Below are 13,930 nucleotides of genomic sequence, written 5' to 3'. Positions count from 1 at the left end.
CACGGCCCGGCCTCACCGACGGTGCCGGGCAGGGGTCAGCCGTCGGTGCCGGGCCAGTCGCCGGGCTTGCCCCAGTCACCGGGTTCGAGGACGAACTGTCCGTACGGGACGGTCCACACCACCTCGTGGCCGAGCCGGTGACCGCTCTGCCCCTCCTCGCCGTACGCGGTGCCGTGGTCGGAGCAGAGCAGCACCAGGCAGGGCCGGTCCCGCGAGGTGGCCAGCGCGAAGAGCCGGCCGATGTGCCGGTCGACGTACTCCAGCGCGGCGGCGTGACTCTCCCGGCTGTCCCGGTCGGCACCCGGCAGGTAGTGCCGGTTCGGCTGGTGGATGGCGGCGACGTTGACGAAGAGGAAGAGCGGCCGGTCCTCCGGCACCGTGGGCAGCACCGTGGCGATCCGGTCGAGCTGCGCCTCGAAGCACCGCGGAGCGGAGACCCCGAACTCGGGCTCCCAATGCGCCTCGGCGAAGAGCGCCGGCAGCACGCCGCCGAGCGGCGACCGCCCGTTGAAGAAGCCGACGCCGCCGACGCAGACGGTGTGGTAGCCGGCCGCGCCGAGCCCGCGTACCACGTCCGGGGCGTCGAAGGTCCAGGTCTGCTCGCCGGTGGTTTCGCTGCCCGGCGAGGCGGCGGCGAAGAGCCGGGGGTGTGGACCGGGCGCGGTGGGTGTGGGCAGGAAGCCGGCGAAGAACGCCTGGTGTGCCGCGTAGGTGAAGCTCGCCGGGCTGTGCCGCCGCTCCCAGACGCCGCCGGGCAGGGCGCGGACCAGATTCGGCGTACGCCCGGAGTCGGCCAACTCGGCGGCCACGTCGTAGCGGAGTGTGTCCAGGGTGACGAACAACAGGTCGTGGCTGCCGATCAGCTCCTTCATGCCACCCTCCCACCTCTCGGTCACGTCTGCGGCCTCCATGCTGCCCGCTGGCACCGACATCCGCTCACCCGGGCCCCTCTGCCGGGTCGTCCGCAGCCGGAACCGTTGTCCGCGTGCCGGCGACCGCCTGCGGGGCACGGCCGGCCATCCGTCGATCATGCCAGTCACGCGTCGACGGTCACGTACCACCCGGCATCGGCAGAGGCACCGCGATCGGTCGAGATGCGACGGACGGCCGGCGCGCCGGGACGCGGGCGGGAAAGGAATCCTGCTGACCTGGACCGGGTGGATGCGGTCGACTCTGCGGAATGGAGCGACGGGTCGCGCTCGGGCAGCTCTTTCCCGGCGGCGAATGGGGTAGACCCGGCGCGGCCGCCCGGCTGGTCGGGTTTCTCTGCTCGCCGGACGGGCGCCGGACCACCGGCCAGGGTCACGATTCCGCGGGCGGCTCCGACCGGTACGCCTGAACTCCGGCCCCCGGCCGGGATCAGTTGACCCCGGCCGCGTCCATGCCGCGCAGTTCCTTCTTCAGCTCGGAGACCTCGTCCCGGATCCGGGCGGCGAGCTCGAACTGCAGCTCCCGGGCGGCGGCGAGCATCTGCTCGTTGAGCTCCTGGATGAGCTGGGCCAGCTCGGCCCGGGCCATCCCCTCCCGGGCCGGTGCGGCACCGACCCGGCCCCGGCTGCGGGTCTCCTTGACCGGCGCCTTGCCCCGGGACATCTGCCGGACCGCGCCGCCGACCCGGGTGGTGGTCCCCTCGGTGTCCTCGGCCTCCCGGTAGATGTCGTCGAGGATGTCGTGGATCTTCTTACGCAGCGGCTCCGGGCTGATCCCGTGTGCCTCGTTGTGCGCCACCTGCTTGGCCCGGCGCCGGTTGGTCTCCTCGATCGCCTCGGCCATCGACGGGGTCATCTTGTCGGCGTACATGTGCACCTGGCCGGAGACGTTCCGGGCGGCCCGCCCGATGGTCTGGATCAGCGACCGGCCGCTGCGCAGGAAGCCCTCCTTGTCGGCGTCGAGGATCGCCACCAGCGACACCTCGGGCAGGTCCAGCCCCTCGCGGAGCAGGTTGATCCCGACGAGAACGTCGTAGTCGCCCTTGCGCAGCTCGCGCAGCAGTTCCACCCGGCGCAGCGTGTCGACCTCGGAGTGCAGGTAGCGGACCCGGATGCCGTGCTCCAGCAGGTAGTCGGAGAGGTCCTCGGCCATCTTCTTGGTCAGCGTGGTGACCAGCACCCGCTCGTCCCGCTCGGTGCGCAGCTTGATCTCGTGCATCAGGTCGTCGATCTGCCCCTTGGTGGGCTTGACCACCACCTCGGGGTCGACCAGGCCGGTCGGCCGGATCACCTGCTCGACCACCTCGCCCTGGGCCTGCTCCAGCTCCCACGGGCCGGGGGTGGCGGAGAGGAAGACCATCTGACCGACCCGCTCCAGGAACTCGTCGAAGCGCAACGGCCGGTTGTCGGCGGCGCTGGGCAGCCGGAAGCCGTGGTCGATAAGCATCCGCTTGCGGGAGGCGTCGCCCTCGTACATCCCGCCGATCTGCGGGATCGTGACGTGCGACTCGTCGATGACGGTCAGGTAGTCGTCGGGGAAGTAGTCGAGGAGGCAGTGCGGCGCGCTGCCGGGCGACCGGCCGTCGATGTGCATCGAGTAGTTCTCGATGCCGGAGCAGAAGCCGACCTGGCGCATCATCTCCACGTCGTAGCTGGTGCGCATCCGCAGCCGCTGCGCCTCCAGCAGCTTGCCCTGCCGCTCCAGCTCGGCCAGCCGCTCGGCCAGCTCGGCCTCGATGCCGGCGAGCGCCCGCTCCATCCGCTCGGGGCCGGCGGTGTAGTGGGTGGCCGGGAAGATCAGCAGGTGGTCGACCTCCCGCACCACCTCGCCGGTCAGGGGGTGCAGGTAGTAGAGCTTCTCCACCTCGTCGCCGAAGAACTCGATCCGCAGGGCCAGCTCCTCGTACGCCGGGATGATCTCCAGCGTGTCGCCACGGACCCGGAAGGTGCCGCGGTTGAAGGCCATGTCGTTGCGGGTGTACTGCACGTCGACGAGCCGCCGGAGCAGCTTGTCCCGCTCGACCTCCTGGCCGACCTGGATCCGCACCGACCGGTCCAGGTATTCCTGTGGGGTGCCCAGGCCGTAGATCGCCGAGACCGTGGCGACGACCACCACGTCCCGGCGGGTCAGCAGGGACATCGTGGTGGCGTGCCGCAGCCGCTCGACCTCCTCGTTGATCGAGGAGTCCTTCTCGATGTAGGTGTCGGTCTGCGGGATGTACGCCTCGGGCTGGTAGTAGTCGTAGTAGGAGACGAAGTATTCGACGGCGTTGTGCGGCAGCAGCTCGCTGAACTCCTTGGCGAGCTGGGCGCAGAGGGTCTTGTTGGGCGCCAGGACCAGGGTCGGGCGCTGCAGCCGCTCGATCAGCCAGGCCGCCGTCGCGCTCTTGCCCGTGCCGGTGGCGCCGAGCAGCACGCTGTGCCGCTCACCCCGGCGCACCCGACGCTCCAGGTCGTCGATGGCGGTCGGCTGGTCGCCCGAGGGCTGAAAATCGGAGACCACCTGGAAGCGGCCGTCGAGCCGCGGAATGTCGAGCGCCATGACCTCAACCGTACGCCGACGGTGTGACACACGGCCGCGCCACGGTGGGTACACGATCGGCTTCAATATGGTCATTGTGTGGCAAAGATCACCGCGCTACCGTTCTAGGGTAGGCCGCTCGCGGCGGCCGACCGGGTCTGCGACACCAGCCGCCACACCGGCGGGGGTCGCATCCGGCGCAGGGGTTGCAGCCCCGGCTCAGGCCGGCGAGCGCACCGATGCGGTCGCGCAGAGCGCAGACCGGCCGCCGCGAGCGCCCCTTGCTGGCCCGTCACCGCCCTCCCCCGGTCGTCCGTGCCCGCGCCCTCCCTGGTCCGTCCGCCCATGCCCTTCCCCCGGGGCCTGCTACACCGCGTTCCTGGCCGGTCCTGCCCCAGCGCTTCCTGGCCGGTCCTGCTACGCCGTCGGATCCGCGTCCCCGCCCCACGGCGTCGCTTCCTCGGGGGGTGCCGGCCGCCAGCCGGCGGCCGTCGCCCATTCCTCGGCGTGGCGGTGCTCCAGGTCGAACCACGGCTCCTTCGCGTCGGCGTAGGCGTCGATCTCCGGGCCCGCCGCCGCCAGCCGTCGCTTGAGAGCACGGTAGGCGGCCCGGCGCTCCGGGTCGGCGCGCAGGTGGTCCCGCATCAGCAGGGCGTACCGCCAGCCGGGCGAGCCGATCTCCCGGACGTGCAGGTTGACCAGCCGGCCCGGATCCGCACTGCCGTGCAGCCGCTTCTCCCAGCGGGCGGCGCCACCGGGATGGCGGGCGTTGTCCCACCACTGCCCCGGGCAGCGGGGAAACCCGGCGTCGGCCAGCCGGTCGGCCAGCGCATCCGCCTCGGCCAGCGACGGGACTCCCAACTGCATGTCGATGACATCCTTGGCGGGCAGTCCGGGCACGGCGGTCGACCCGACGTGGTCGAGGCGGAGTTCGCCGGACCCGACGGCGTGCCGGATCCGGGCGGCGAGCCGCCGGTACTGGAGCGGCCAGTCCGGATCGGGTTCGGCAAGGCGTACCTCGCCGGCCGCCCGTACCGCCCGCCGCTCGCGGAGGTTCCGTTCGTACGGCGTCAGCCTCTCCCGCCACAGCGCGTCCAGCGCCGCGTGCAGCTCGGCGAGGTCGCCGTCGTTGTCCAGCAACACGTCGGCGGCGGCCGAGCGCCGCTCGTCGCCGGCCTGGGCCCGAATCCGCTGGGCCGCCTGCTCGGCGGTCATCCCCCGGGTCCGGACCAGCCGCTCGACCCGGGTCGCCTCGGCCGCCCGCACCACCAGCACCAGGTGGTACGTCGGCGCGAGCCCCACCTCCACCAGCAGCGGTACGTCATTGACCACGACCGCGTCCGGTGCCGCCCCGGTCATCAGTTCGGCGCTGCGCCGGCGTACCCGAGGGTGGACGATCGCCTCCAGCCGGGTCCGCGCGGCCGGGTCGGCGAAGACGATCTCGCCGAGCGCGGCCCGGTCCAGTCTGCCGTCCGGCCCGCAGACCCGCTGTCCGAAGGCGGCCACCACCTCCCGCAGCCCGTCCGTGCCCGGCTCCACCACCTCGCGGGCGATCCGGTCGGAGTCGACGACCACGGCACCGAGGCTGGCCAGCCGGGCGGCGACGACGCTCTTGCCCGAGCCGATCCCACCGGTGAGTCCGACCTTCAACACCGGACCAGTCAACCCGATCGGCGCCCGGACCGGACAGGGAGGGGTTCGCTCGGCCGAAGGGACGGTATGCGGCACGGAGAGGGGCCGCCCGGACAAGCGGAAGGCCCGCTCCCCGGACCCGGTTCGCACCGGATCTGGGAAGCGGGCCCGCAGATGCGTAGGCCGGGCGACCGGCCTACCGGGTCACTGACCCGGCTGGGCTATTTGCCGCCGCCGGCGAGCTTCTCCCGCAGCGCGGCGAGCGCCTCGTCGGTGGCGAGCGTGCCGGACGGCTCCTCTGCCTGGCGCGCCGGAGCGGTGCTGGCAGAGGTGGTGGTGCCGCCACCAGCGCTGGGGCCACCGGTCGCAGCGGCCGGGTTGGCAGCCGCCTCGGCGTCGGCAGCGCGGGAGCTCTGCACCTGCTTGGTGTGCGCCTCCCATCGGGTGCGCGCCTCGGCGTACTGCTGCTCCCAGGCTTCCCGCTGCTTGTCGAAGCCCTCGAGCCACTCCCCGGTCTCCGGGTCGAAGCCCTCGGGGTAGATGTAGTTGCCCTCGTTGTCGTAGGTCGCGGTCATGCCGTAGAGGGTCGGGTCGAAGTGCTCCTCGCCCTCGACGAAGCCCTCGTTGGCCTGCTTGAGCGAAAGCGAGATCCGCCGACGCTCGAGGTCGATGTCGATGACCTTGACCATGACGTCCGAGCCGACCTGGACGACCTGCTCCGGAATCTCCACGTGGCGCTCGGCCAGCTCGGAGATGTGCACCAGACCCTCGATGCCGTCGTCGACCCGGACGAACGCACCGAACGGCACCAGCTTGGTGACCTTACCCGGCACGATCTGCTGGATCGCGTGGGTCCGGGCGAACTGGCGCCACGGGTCCTCCTGGGTCGCCTTCAGCGACAGGGAGACCCGCTCGCGGTCGAGGTCGACGTCGAGCACCTCGACCTCGACCTCCTGGCCGACCTCGACGACCTCGGACGGGTGGTCGATGTGCTTCCAGGAGAGCTCGGAGACGTGCACCAGACCGTCCACGCCGCCGAGGTCGACGAAGGCGCCGAAGTTGACGATCGAGGAGACGACGCCCTTGCGGACCTGGCCCTTCTGCAGCTTGTTGAGGAACTCGGTGCGCACCTCGGACTGGGTCTGCTCCAGCCAGGCCCGGCGGGACAGCACCACGTTGTTGCGGTTCTTGTCCAGCTCGATGATCTTGGCTTCGAGCTCGCGACCGACGTACGGCTGGAGATCCCGCACCCGACGCATCTCGACCAGGGAGGCGGGCAGGAAGCCGCGCAGCCCGATGTCGAGGATGAGGCCGCCCTTGACCACCTCGATGACGGAGCCGCGGACGACGCCGTCCTCGTCCTTGATCTTCTCGATCGTGCCCCAGGCGCGCTCGTACTGGGCCCGCTTCTTCGAGAGGATCAGGCGCCCCTCCTTGTCCTCCTTCTGGAGGACCAGGGCCTCGATGTGATCCCCGACCGACACCACCTCGGCGGGGTCGACGTCGTGCTTGATCGACAACTCGCGCGAGGGGATGACGCCCTCGGTCTTGTAGCCGATGTCGAGCAGGACCTCGTCCCGATCGACCTTGACGACGGTGCCTTCGACAATGTCGCCGTCGTTGAAGTACTTGATGGTCTCGTCGATCGCGGCGAGGAAAGCTTCCTCGGAACCGAGGTCGTCGACGGTGACCTTGGTGGCGCTCGAGGGGGCCTCGATGCTGCTCGTCATGTGGGCGGTTGCTCCGGTCGGATGGATGTCACAGCAGGTTCGTGTCGCGGTGACCCTTTACGCCTGCGGATCCGTCGCCGGACACACCGGGCGATCGCTGCTCCGATCGCTAGAGTGTCTCCCGACGACCGCGGACCTTCTCCCTGCCGAGGCACACGATCCGCGAGCGCATCGAACAGCTTACCGTGCGCATTACCACAGCATGCAAGCCCTCCCCGCACGGGATGAGATCCGCAGTCCACTGCTCGGGAAGAACTCCGCGCGGCGACCCACCTCCGCCCGACCCCGCCACTCGCGTGACATCCGGCCGGGCATTGGCATGGCCGCCCGGCCGGCACACTAGCGTGGCGGAGTGCCCGAGAACAGCCTGCCCGACGCCGCCCCGCCCGCCCTCGTCGACGAGCCGCCCGGTGTGCTCCGGCGCCGGGTCGGCGACGCGGAGAGCCGGTGGGCCAGCCGTCGATGGTGGGACGCGGACGCCGACGACTACCAGGCCGAACACGGCGCCTTCCTCGGTGACGTCGACTTCGTCTGGTGTCCGGAGGGGCTGCGCGAGGTCGACGCCCGGCTGCTCGGCGAGCTGCCCGGCCGGCGGGTCCTCGAACTCGGCTGCGGCGCCGCCTCGGCGGCCCGCTGGCTGGCGACCGAGGGGGCCCGACCGGTCGGGCTGGACCTCTCCGCCGGGATGTTGCGGCACGCCGCGCGCGGCGCCGTCAGCTCCGGGGTACGCCTGCCGCTGGTCCAGGCCGACGCCCTCGCCCTGCCGTTCCGGGCCGGCAGCTTCGACATCGTCGCCACCGCGTTCGGCGCGATCCCGTTCGTGGCCGACTCGGCGGCGGCGCTCCGCGAGGTCTTCCGGGTGCTCCGCCCCGGTGGCCGTTGGGTGTTCTCGGTCACCCATCCCATGCGGTGGATCTTTCTGGACGACCCGGGCGAGGGCGGACTGACCGCCGTGCACTCCTACTTCGACCGCCGCCCCTACGTGGAGCAGGACGAGGCCGGTACCCCCAGCTACGTCGAGCAGCACCGCACCCTCGGCGACCGGGTTCGCGAGATCGTCGGTGCCGGTTTCGTGCTGCGCGACGTGGTGGAGCCGGAGTGGCCGGACGGGCACGAGCAGGTCTGGGGGCAGTGGAGCCCGCTGCGCGGCCGACTCTTCCCCGGCACCGCCATCTTCGTCTGCGACAAGCCGGACCCGGTCAGCGACAAACCGGACGACGGGTCCGCCCGGCATCGGTCCGGCTCAGTATGCTGACCTGGTGAGCGCCGAGCCGGTATCCGAGACGCCCGGGCCGTGGCAGCCGGACCCGGTCCGGCAGCGCCAGGCCGGCTACACGCTGGAAGACCTGCTGCACCTGCCGCCGGACGCCCCCCGGGTCGAACTCGTCGACGGGGTCATCCACGTGGTCCCCTCCCCCACCCTGGGCCATCAGCACATCGCAAGCCTGCTCTGGCGCTGGCTCACCCGACACGCACCGGAGCACCTGCGGGTCGCCCAGGCCGTCGGGGTGGCCCTGGGCACCGACTTCACCCGGGAGCCGGACGTGCTGGTCTACCGGGCGGAGGTGCCGGCCGACCGGCACTTCCTGCTTCCGCACGAGGTGGTGCTCGCCGTCGAGGTCGTCTCGCCCGGCACCCGCCGCACCGACCGGTTCAGCAAGCCCGCCGAGTACGCCGCCGCCGGCATCCCCGGCTACTGGCGGGTGGAGCAGGACCCCGTCCGGGTGTACGCGTACCGCCTCGCCGACCGGCCCGGCCGGAGCGGCAACCGGGAGTACGAACTGCTCGCCGAGGCCGCCGACGTGCTGGAGCTGACCCAGCCCTTTTCGGTCACGCTGCCGATCGCCGACATCACCCCGTAAGTCCGGATCCGCCCGGTCCAGGGCAGGCCCGCGCTGGTGGTTACCGACCCTGGTCGCCGGGTAGACCGCGGTATGCCGGAGCGGAGAAAGCTACGAAAGGGCGACCGGGTGAGCTGGCGCAGTCACGGCTCCCGCGCGCACGGCACCGTCCAGGAGGAGATCACCGAACGGACACACGCCGCGAAGCGCACGGTCGCCGCGTCGAAGGAGGACCCGCAGTACCGGGTCCGTACCGACGAGGGTCGGGACGCGGTGCACAAGCCGGAGGCACTCTTCGATGAGTAGCCGGGAGGACGGCCGGGACACCGTCCGGGAGTTCCGCGACGCCGTCAACATGAACCCGGGCGAGCTGGACAAGTGGCTGGCCAGCGATGACTCGAAGGCGGCCGGCTGGCGCAAGGGGCGCGGCGAGTCCGTCGGGCACGAGTCCGGCCGGCGAATCGTCGACCTGCTGCGCAAGCGGACCAACCAGTTCACCGAGCGCGACCTGGCGCACATGCGCAAGGTGATCGGGTACGTCCGCCGGCACATGGCCCAGCGACCGGCCGGCGACGTACGGAACACCAGGTGGCGCTTTTCGCTCATGAACTGGGGCCACGACCCGATGAAGGCACCCCTGCCCGCGGTGGGCGGACCGTCCCGCAAGGCGCAGCAGCGGCACCGGGCCGCCGAGCGCTCGTCGGGCCGCAACCGCCGTTAACGACTCCCGCCACGGCGACCTCGGGCTCGACGTCGCCGGTGTAGGTCCCGCGTCCCGTGGCAGCCGGTGTGGCCAGCAGCCGATCCGGACCAGCAGCCCCGTGCGGTGTCAGTGGTCGGCGCTGTTCCAGTCGGAGCCGACACCGACGGAGACCTCCAGCGGCACGGCCAGCGGGTGGGCGCCGCCCATCTCGCGCCGGACCAGTGCTTCGACGTCCGTCCGCTCGCCGGGCGCCACCTCGAAGACGAGTTCGTCGTGCACCTGGAGCAGCATCCGGGAGCGCAGGTCGGCACCGCGCAGCGCGGTGTCGACGTGCAGCATCGCCACCTTGATGATGTCGGCAGCCGAGCCCTGGATCGGGGCGTTCAGCGCCATCCGCTCAGCCATCTCCCGCCGCTGCCGGTTGTCGCTGACCAGGTCGGGCAGGTAGCGGCGGCGGCCGAGGATCGTCTCGGTGTAGCCGTCCTTGACCGCCCTGCGCACCACCGACTGGAGGTAGTCGCGGACACCGCCGAAGCGGCTGAAGTATTCCTCCATCAGGGCCCGGGCCTCGTCGGCGGCGATGCCGAGCTGCTGGCCGAGACCGAACGCGCTGAGCCCGTACGCAAGTCCGTAGTTCATCGCCTTGATCTTGCGCCGCTGGTCCGGGGTGACCTCGGCCACCGGAACGGCGAAGACCGAGGAGGCGGTGGCGGCGTGGAAGTCGGCCCCGGAGTTGAACGCCTCGATCAGCGCGGCATCGCCGGAGAGATGCGCCATGATCCGCATCTCGATCTGGCTGTAGTCGGCGGTGAGCAGGCAGTCGTAGCCCGGACCGACCACGAAGGCGCGGCGGATCCGGCGCCCCTCCTCGGTGCGGATCGGGATGTTCTGCAGGTTGGGATCGGTCGAGGAGAGCCGGCCGGTGGCCGCCACCGTCTGGTGGAAGGTGGTGTGGATCCGCGCGTCGTCGGAGACCGACTTGAGCAGGCCGTCGACGGTGGACTTGAGCCGGGCGACGTCCCGGTGCCGGAGCAGGTGCTCCAGCAACGGGTGCGGCTGCTGCGCGTAGAGCCACTGCAGGGCGTCGGCGTCGGTGGTGTATCCGGTCTTGATCTTCTTGGTCTTGGGGAGGCCCAGCTCGGTGAAGAGGATCTCCTGCAACTGCTTGGGCGAGCCGAGGTTGAACTCCCGGCCGACCACCCCGTACGCCGCCTGGGCCACCGCCTTCACCTCGCCGGCGAAGTGTGCCTCCAACTCCGACAGGTAGTCGGTGTCGGCGGCGACGCCGGTCTGCTCCATCGCGGCCAGCACCTCGACCAGCGGCTGCTCGACCTCGCGGAGCAGCCCGGCGGACTGCTCGCCGCCCCGGGCCAGCTCGGTGTCGAGCGCCTCGGCGAGGTCGAGGGTGGCCCGGGCCCGGAGCATGAGGTTCTGTTCGACCTCGCCGTCGTTGCCCAACCCGGCGAGGGTGAGCTGGCCGGTCTCCGGTGCGTCGACCTTCAGCTCCCGGTGCAGGTAGCGCAGGGCGAGGTCGGTCAGGTCGTAGGAGCGCTGGTCGGGCCGGACGAGGTAGGCGGCGAGCGCGGTGTCCCGGGCCACCCCGCGCAGCGCCCAGCCGTGCGCGGCGAACGCCAGCAGCGCCGGCTTGCTGTCGTGCAGCACCTTGGGCCGCTCCGGATCGGCGAGCCAGCCGGCCACCGCGGCCTCGTCGGCCGGTTCCAGCCCGGCCGGGTCGAACCAACCGGCGGCCCCGGCCGCGGTGGCCAACGCGACACCGGTCAACGAGCCGGTACCCCGGCCGAACGAGCCGGCGACCGCGACCCCGACCGGCGCGCCGGGCGGGGTGTGTTCGGCCAGCCAGCCGGTCACCTCGCCGGGCCCCAGGGGCTTGCCGGCCAGGTCGAACCCGGCCTCGGCCTCCGGCTCCACCGCGTCGAGGTATTGGTAGAGGCGGTCGCGGAGGATTCGGAACTCCAGGGCGTCGAAGACCTGGTGCACCGCCTCGCGGTCCCACCCCGGCCAGCGGGTCTCCTCGGCCCGCAGCGGCAGCTCGAGATCGGCGACCAGGTAGTTGATCTCGTAGTTGCGGATCACGTCGGCGAGCCGCTCACGCAGGCTGTCACCGGCCTTGCCCTTGATCTCGTCGGCCCGGGCGATCACACCCTCGACGCCGCCGTATTGAAGAATCCACTTCGCGGCGGTCTTCGGGCCCACTCCCGGCACACCGGGGAGGTTGTCGCTGGTCTCGCCGACCAGCGCCGCCAGGTCGCGGTATTGCGCCGGGCCGACCCCGTAGCGGGCGGTGACCGCCGCCGGATCCATCCGGGCCAGGTCGGAGACGCCCTTGCGAGGGTAGAGCACGGTGATCCGGTCGTCGACGAGTTGGAACGCGTCCCGGTCACCGGTGCAGATCAGCACCTCCATCCCGGCGTCGCGGCCCTGGCAGGCCAGCGTGGCGAGCACGTCGTCCGCCTCGTAACCCGGCTTCTCCACCATCGGCACCCGGAGTGCGGCGAGCACCTCCTTGACCAGGCTGACCTGGCCGGCGAACTCGCCCGGTGTCTCGGAGCGGCCGGCCTTGTAGTCGGCGTAGCGCTCGGTGCGGAACGAGCGCCGGGAGACGTCGAAGGCCACCACGATGTGCGTGGGGTGCTCGTCGCGGAGCACGTTGATCAGCATTGAGGTGAAGCCGTAGACCGCGTTGGTCGGCTGCCCGGTCGTGGTGGAGAAGTTTTCCACCGGCAGGGCGAAGAACGCCCGGTATGCGAGCGAATGACCGTCGAGCAGCAGCAGGCGCGGCGTGGAGGCTGTCACGATAGGCGACTCTAGTCCGCACCTCCGACAGCGCGACGACCGCCGGGCCGGCCGCGCCAACGCGACGTGCGACGGCCGCTGCGGACGCGCCGGACCCCGGTCCGGAGAACCGGACCGGGGCCTGGCGACACGGGTTCAGGCGACCCCGAGGTACGCCTCCTTCACCGCCGGGTCGTGCAGGAGTTCCTGGCCACTGCCCTCCTTGACGATCCGACCGGTCTCCAGCACGTAGCCCCGGTGCGCCCGGGAGAGCGCCTGCTGGGCGTTCTGCTCCACCAGCAGAATCGTGGTGCCCTGCTGATTGATCTCCGTCACGATGTCGAAGATCTGCTTGATCACCAGCGGGGCCAGCCCCATCGACGGCTCGTCCAGCAGCAGCAGCTTCGGCCGGCTCATCAGGGCCCGCCCCACCGCCAGCATCTGCTGCTCACCGCCGGAAAGCGTGCCGCCGGCCTGCTTGCGCCGCTCGGCCAGCCGGGGGAACAGCCCGAAGACCCGCTCCAGGTCGGCGGCGATCCCGGCGGCGTCCCGCCGGGTGTACGCCCCCATGTCCAGGTTCTCCAGCACGCTCATGCCGGGGAAGATCTGCCGGCCCTCCGGGGACTGGCAGAGCCCCCGGCCCACCCGCAGGTCCGCCCGGAGCCGGCTGATGTCCTCGCCGGCGAACCGGATCGCGCCGCCGGAGAGCCCCCGGATCCCGGAGATGGCCCTCATGGTGGTCGTCTTGCCCGCGCCGTTGGCGCCGATGAGTGCGACGACCTCGCCCTCGTCGACGTGCAGGCTGATCCCGTGCAGGGCCTCGATCCGGCCGTACGCCACGGTGACGTTCTCGAGTTCAAGCAGCATCGACGGGCTCCCCCAGGTAGGCGGCGACCACCCGCGGGTCCCGGCTGACCTCACTCGGCGTACCCTCGGCGATCTTGGTGCCGAACTCGAGCACCACGACCCGGTCGGTCACGCCCATCACCAGCCGCATGTCGTGCTCGATCAGCAGCACGGTGTGGCCACGGTCGCGGATCTTCCGGATCAGCGCGAGCAACTGCTCCTTCTCCGCCGGGTTGAACCCGGCGGCCGGCTCGTCCAGACAGATCAGCTTGGGCTCGGTGGCGAGCGCCCGGGCGATCTCCAGGCGGCGCTGGTCGCCGTAGGGCAGGTTCCGGGCCAGCTCGTTCGCCCGACCCTCGATCCCCACGAACTCCAGCAGGTCCAGCGATTTCTTCACCGCTGACCGCTCCTCCAGGATGTGCCGGGAGAGCCCGAAGATCTGGGCACAGTTCCGGCGTAGCTGCTGCCACGCCCGCAGTGCCCCGCCCTCGGCGGTGACCTGCGGCAGTTCCTCCGGCTTGGGCTTCATCCGGTAGAGCCGGAAGAGGGCGCCCGGCACGCTCGTCTTGTGCCGGGAGTCCGTCCCGACCATGACGTTCTCCAGCGCGGTCATCTCGGGGAAGAGCCGGATGTTCTGGAAGGTCCGCGAGATGCCCATCCGGCTGATCTCCGGCGGTTTCCGGCCACTGACCCGGGCACCGTCGAACCGCACCATGCCGGAGGTTGGCTTGAAGACCCCGGTCATGACGTTGAAGCAGGTGGTCTTGCCGGCACCGTTCGGCCCGATCAGACCCAGGATCTCGCCCTGGTAGATCTGGAAGCTGACATCGTTGAGCGCGACCACACCACCGAAGCGGAGCACGACGTGGTCGATCTCGAGCAGCAGCTTGCGCGGCCCGGGCTGGCTCGGGATCACCGGATCCCGTGGTTCTGTC

12 protein-coding genes are annotated in these 13,930 nt (G+C 71.3%); 5 read left to right on the top strand and 7 right to left on the bottom strand.

All coding sequences use genetic code 11. The features are described 5' to 3' along the window. Positions 1-35: 35 nt before the first annotated feature. Positions 36-896 carry an STM4013/SEN3800 family hydrolase gene (locus ACN28C_RS15640; protein ID WP_422774175.1) on the bottom strand — a complete coding sequence of 287 codons (861 nt, stop codon included), beginning with the start codon at positions 894-896 and terminating at the stop codon, positions 36-38. A gap of 284 nt (positions 897-1,180) precedes the next feature. On the opposite strand from ACN28C_RS15640, the gene ACN28C_RS15635 reads away from it, so the two are divergent. Next, entirely contained in the window at positions 1,181-1,339 is a 159-nt protein-coding gene (locus tag ACN28C_RS15635) for a hypothetical protein (RefSeq protein ID WP_422774174.1), read from the top strand. A gap of 20 nt (positions 1,340-1,359) precedes the next feature. On the opposite strand, the gene uvrB is transcribed toward ACN28C_RS15635, so the two are convergent. From uvrB to rpsA, 3 genes are all read right to left on the bottom strand, one after another. Continuing rightward, entirely contained in the window at positions 1,360-3,471 is a 2,112-nt protein-coding gene (gene uvrB / locus ACN28C_RS15630; RefSeq protein ID WP_422774173.1) for an excinuclease ABC subunit UvrB, read from the bottom strand. 396 nt (positions 3,472-3,867) lie between these two features. After that, a complete protein-coding gene (coaE, locus tag ACN28C_RS15625) occupies positions 3,868-5,103 on the bottom strand; it encodes a dephospho-CoA kinase (RefSeq protein ID WP_422774172.1) in 1,236 nt (411 codons plus the stop codon). 200 nt (positions 5,104-5,303) lie between these two features. After that, complete coding sequence (rpsA, locus tag ACN28C_RS15620) at positions 5,304-6,812, bottom strand: 30S ribosomal protein S1 (protein ID WP_422774171.1); 1,509 nt, start codon at positions 6,810-6,812, stop codon at positions 5,304-5,306. A 352-nt stretch (positions 6,813-7,164) separates the two neighbouring features. On the opposite strand from rpsA, the gene ACN28C_RS15615 reads away from it, so the two are divergent. The 4 genes from ACN28C_RS15615 to ACN28C_RS15600 all read left to right on the top strand — a co-directional run bounded on the left by ACN28C_RS15615 (position 7,165) and on the right by ACN28C_RS15600 (position 9,374). Next, positions 7,165-8,067 carry a class I SAM-dependent methyltransferase gene (locus ACN28C_RS15615; RefSeq protein WP_422774170.1) on the top strand — a complete coding sequence of 301 codons (903 nt, stop codon included), beginning with the start codon at positions 7,165-7,167 and terminating at the stop codon, positions 8,065-8,067. A gap of 4 nt (positions 8,068-8,071) precedes the next feature. Continuing rightward, positions 8,072-8,674: a Uma2 family endonuclease gene (locus ACN28C_RS15610; RefSeq protein WP_422774169.1), complete on the top strand. Its 603-nt coding sequence runs from the start codon at positions 8,072-8,074 to the stop codon at positions 8,672-8,674. A 108-nt stretch (positions 8,675-8,782) separates the two neighbouring features. Further along, positions 8,783-8,959, top strand: a complete 177-nt coding sequence (locus ACN28C_RS15605; RefSeq protein ID WP_422774168.1) for a DUF2945 domain-containing protein — start codon at positions 8,783-8,785, stop codon at positions 8,957-8,959. Then, positions 8,952-9,374: a DUF3140 domain-containing protein gene (locus ACN28C_RS15600; protein ID WP_422774167.1), complete on the top strand. Its 423-nt coding sequence runs from the start codon at positions 8,952-8,954 to the stop codon at positions 9,372-9,374. Before ACN28C_RS15605 ends, ACN28C_RS15600 begins: the two co-directional genes overlap by 8 nt. 108 nt (positions 9,375-9,482) lie before the next feature. On the opposite strand, the gene polA is transcribed toward ACN28C_RS15600, so the two are convergent. The 3 genes from polA to ACN28C_RS15585 all read right to left on the bottom strand — a co-directional run bounded on the left by polA (position 9,483) and on the right by ACN28C_RS15585 (position 13,911). Next, the gene (polA, locus tag ACN28C_RS15595) at positions 9,483-12,170 is read right to left on the bottom strand and encodes a DNA polymerase I (RefSeq protein WP_422774166.1); all 2,688 of its coding nucleotides are present in this window, start codon (positions 12,168-12,170) and stop codon (positions 9,483-9,485) included. A 135-nt stretch (positions 12,171-12,305) separates the two neighbouring features. Then, positions 12,306-13,016: an ABC transporter ATP-binding protein gene (locus ACN28C_RS15590; protein WP_422774165.1), complete on the bottom strand. Its 711-nt coding sequence runs from the start codon at positions 13,014-13,016 to the stop codon at positions 12,306-12,308. Beyond that, positions 13,006-13,911, bottom strand: a complete 906-nt coding sequence (locus ACN28C_RS15585; protein WP_422774685.1) for an ABC transporter ATP-binding protein — start codon at positions 13,909-13,911, stop codon at positions 13,006-13,008. Before ACN28C_RS15585 ends, ACN28C_RS15590 begins: the two co-directional genes overlap by 11 nt. Positions 13,912-13,930: the final 19 nt, after the last annotated feature.

This window comes from Plantactinospora sp. WMMC1484, from assembly GCF_049315195.1.
Lineage (GTDB): Bacteria > Actinomycetota > Actinomycetes > Mycobacteriales > Micromonosporaceae > Plantactinospora.
The sequence above is the reverse complement of the archived record's forward strand: the minus strand, read 5'-3'. Positions and strand labels throughout refer to the sequence as shown.

What these genes read in the sequence shown, in the direction of transcription:
- ACN28C_RS15635 (WP_422774174.1), top strand. Translation starts at nt 1,181, where the DNA reads ATGGAGCGACGGGTCGCGCTCGGGCAGCTCTTTCCCGGCGGCGAATGG.
- uvrB (WP_422774173.1), bottom strand. Translation starts at nt 3,471, where the DNA reads ATGGCGCTCGACATTCCGCGGCTCGACGGCCGCTTCCAGGTGGTCTCC.
- rpsA (WP_422774171.1), bottom strand. Translation starts at nt 6,812, where the DNA reads ATGACGAGCAGCATCGAGGCCCCCTCGAGCGCCACCAAGGTCACCGTC.
- ACN28C_RS15600 (WP_422774167.1), top strand. Translation starts at nt 8,952, where the DNA reads ATGAGTAGCCGGGAGGACGGCCGGGACACCGTCCGGGAGTTCCGCGAC.
- ACN28C_RS15590 (WP_422774165.1), bottom strand. Translation starts at nt 13,016, where the DNA reads ATGCTGCTTGAACTCGAGAACGTCACCGTGGCGTACGGCCGGATCGAG.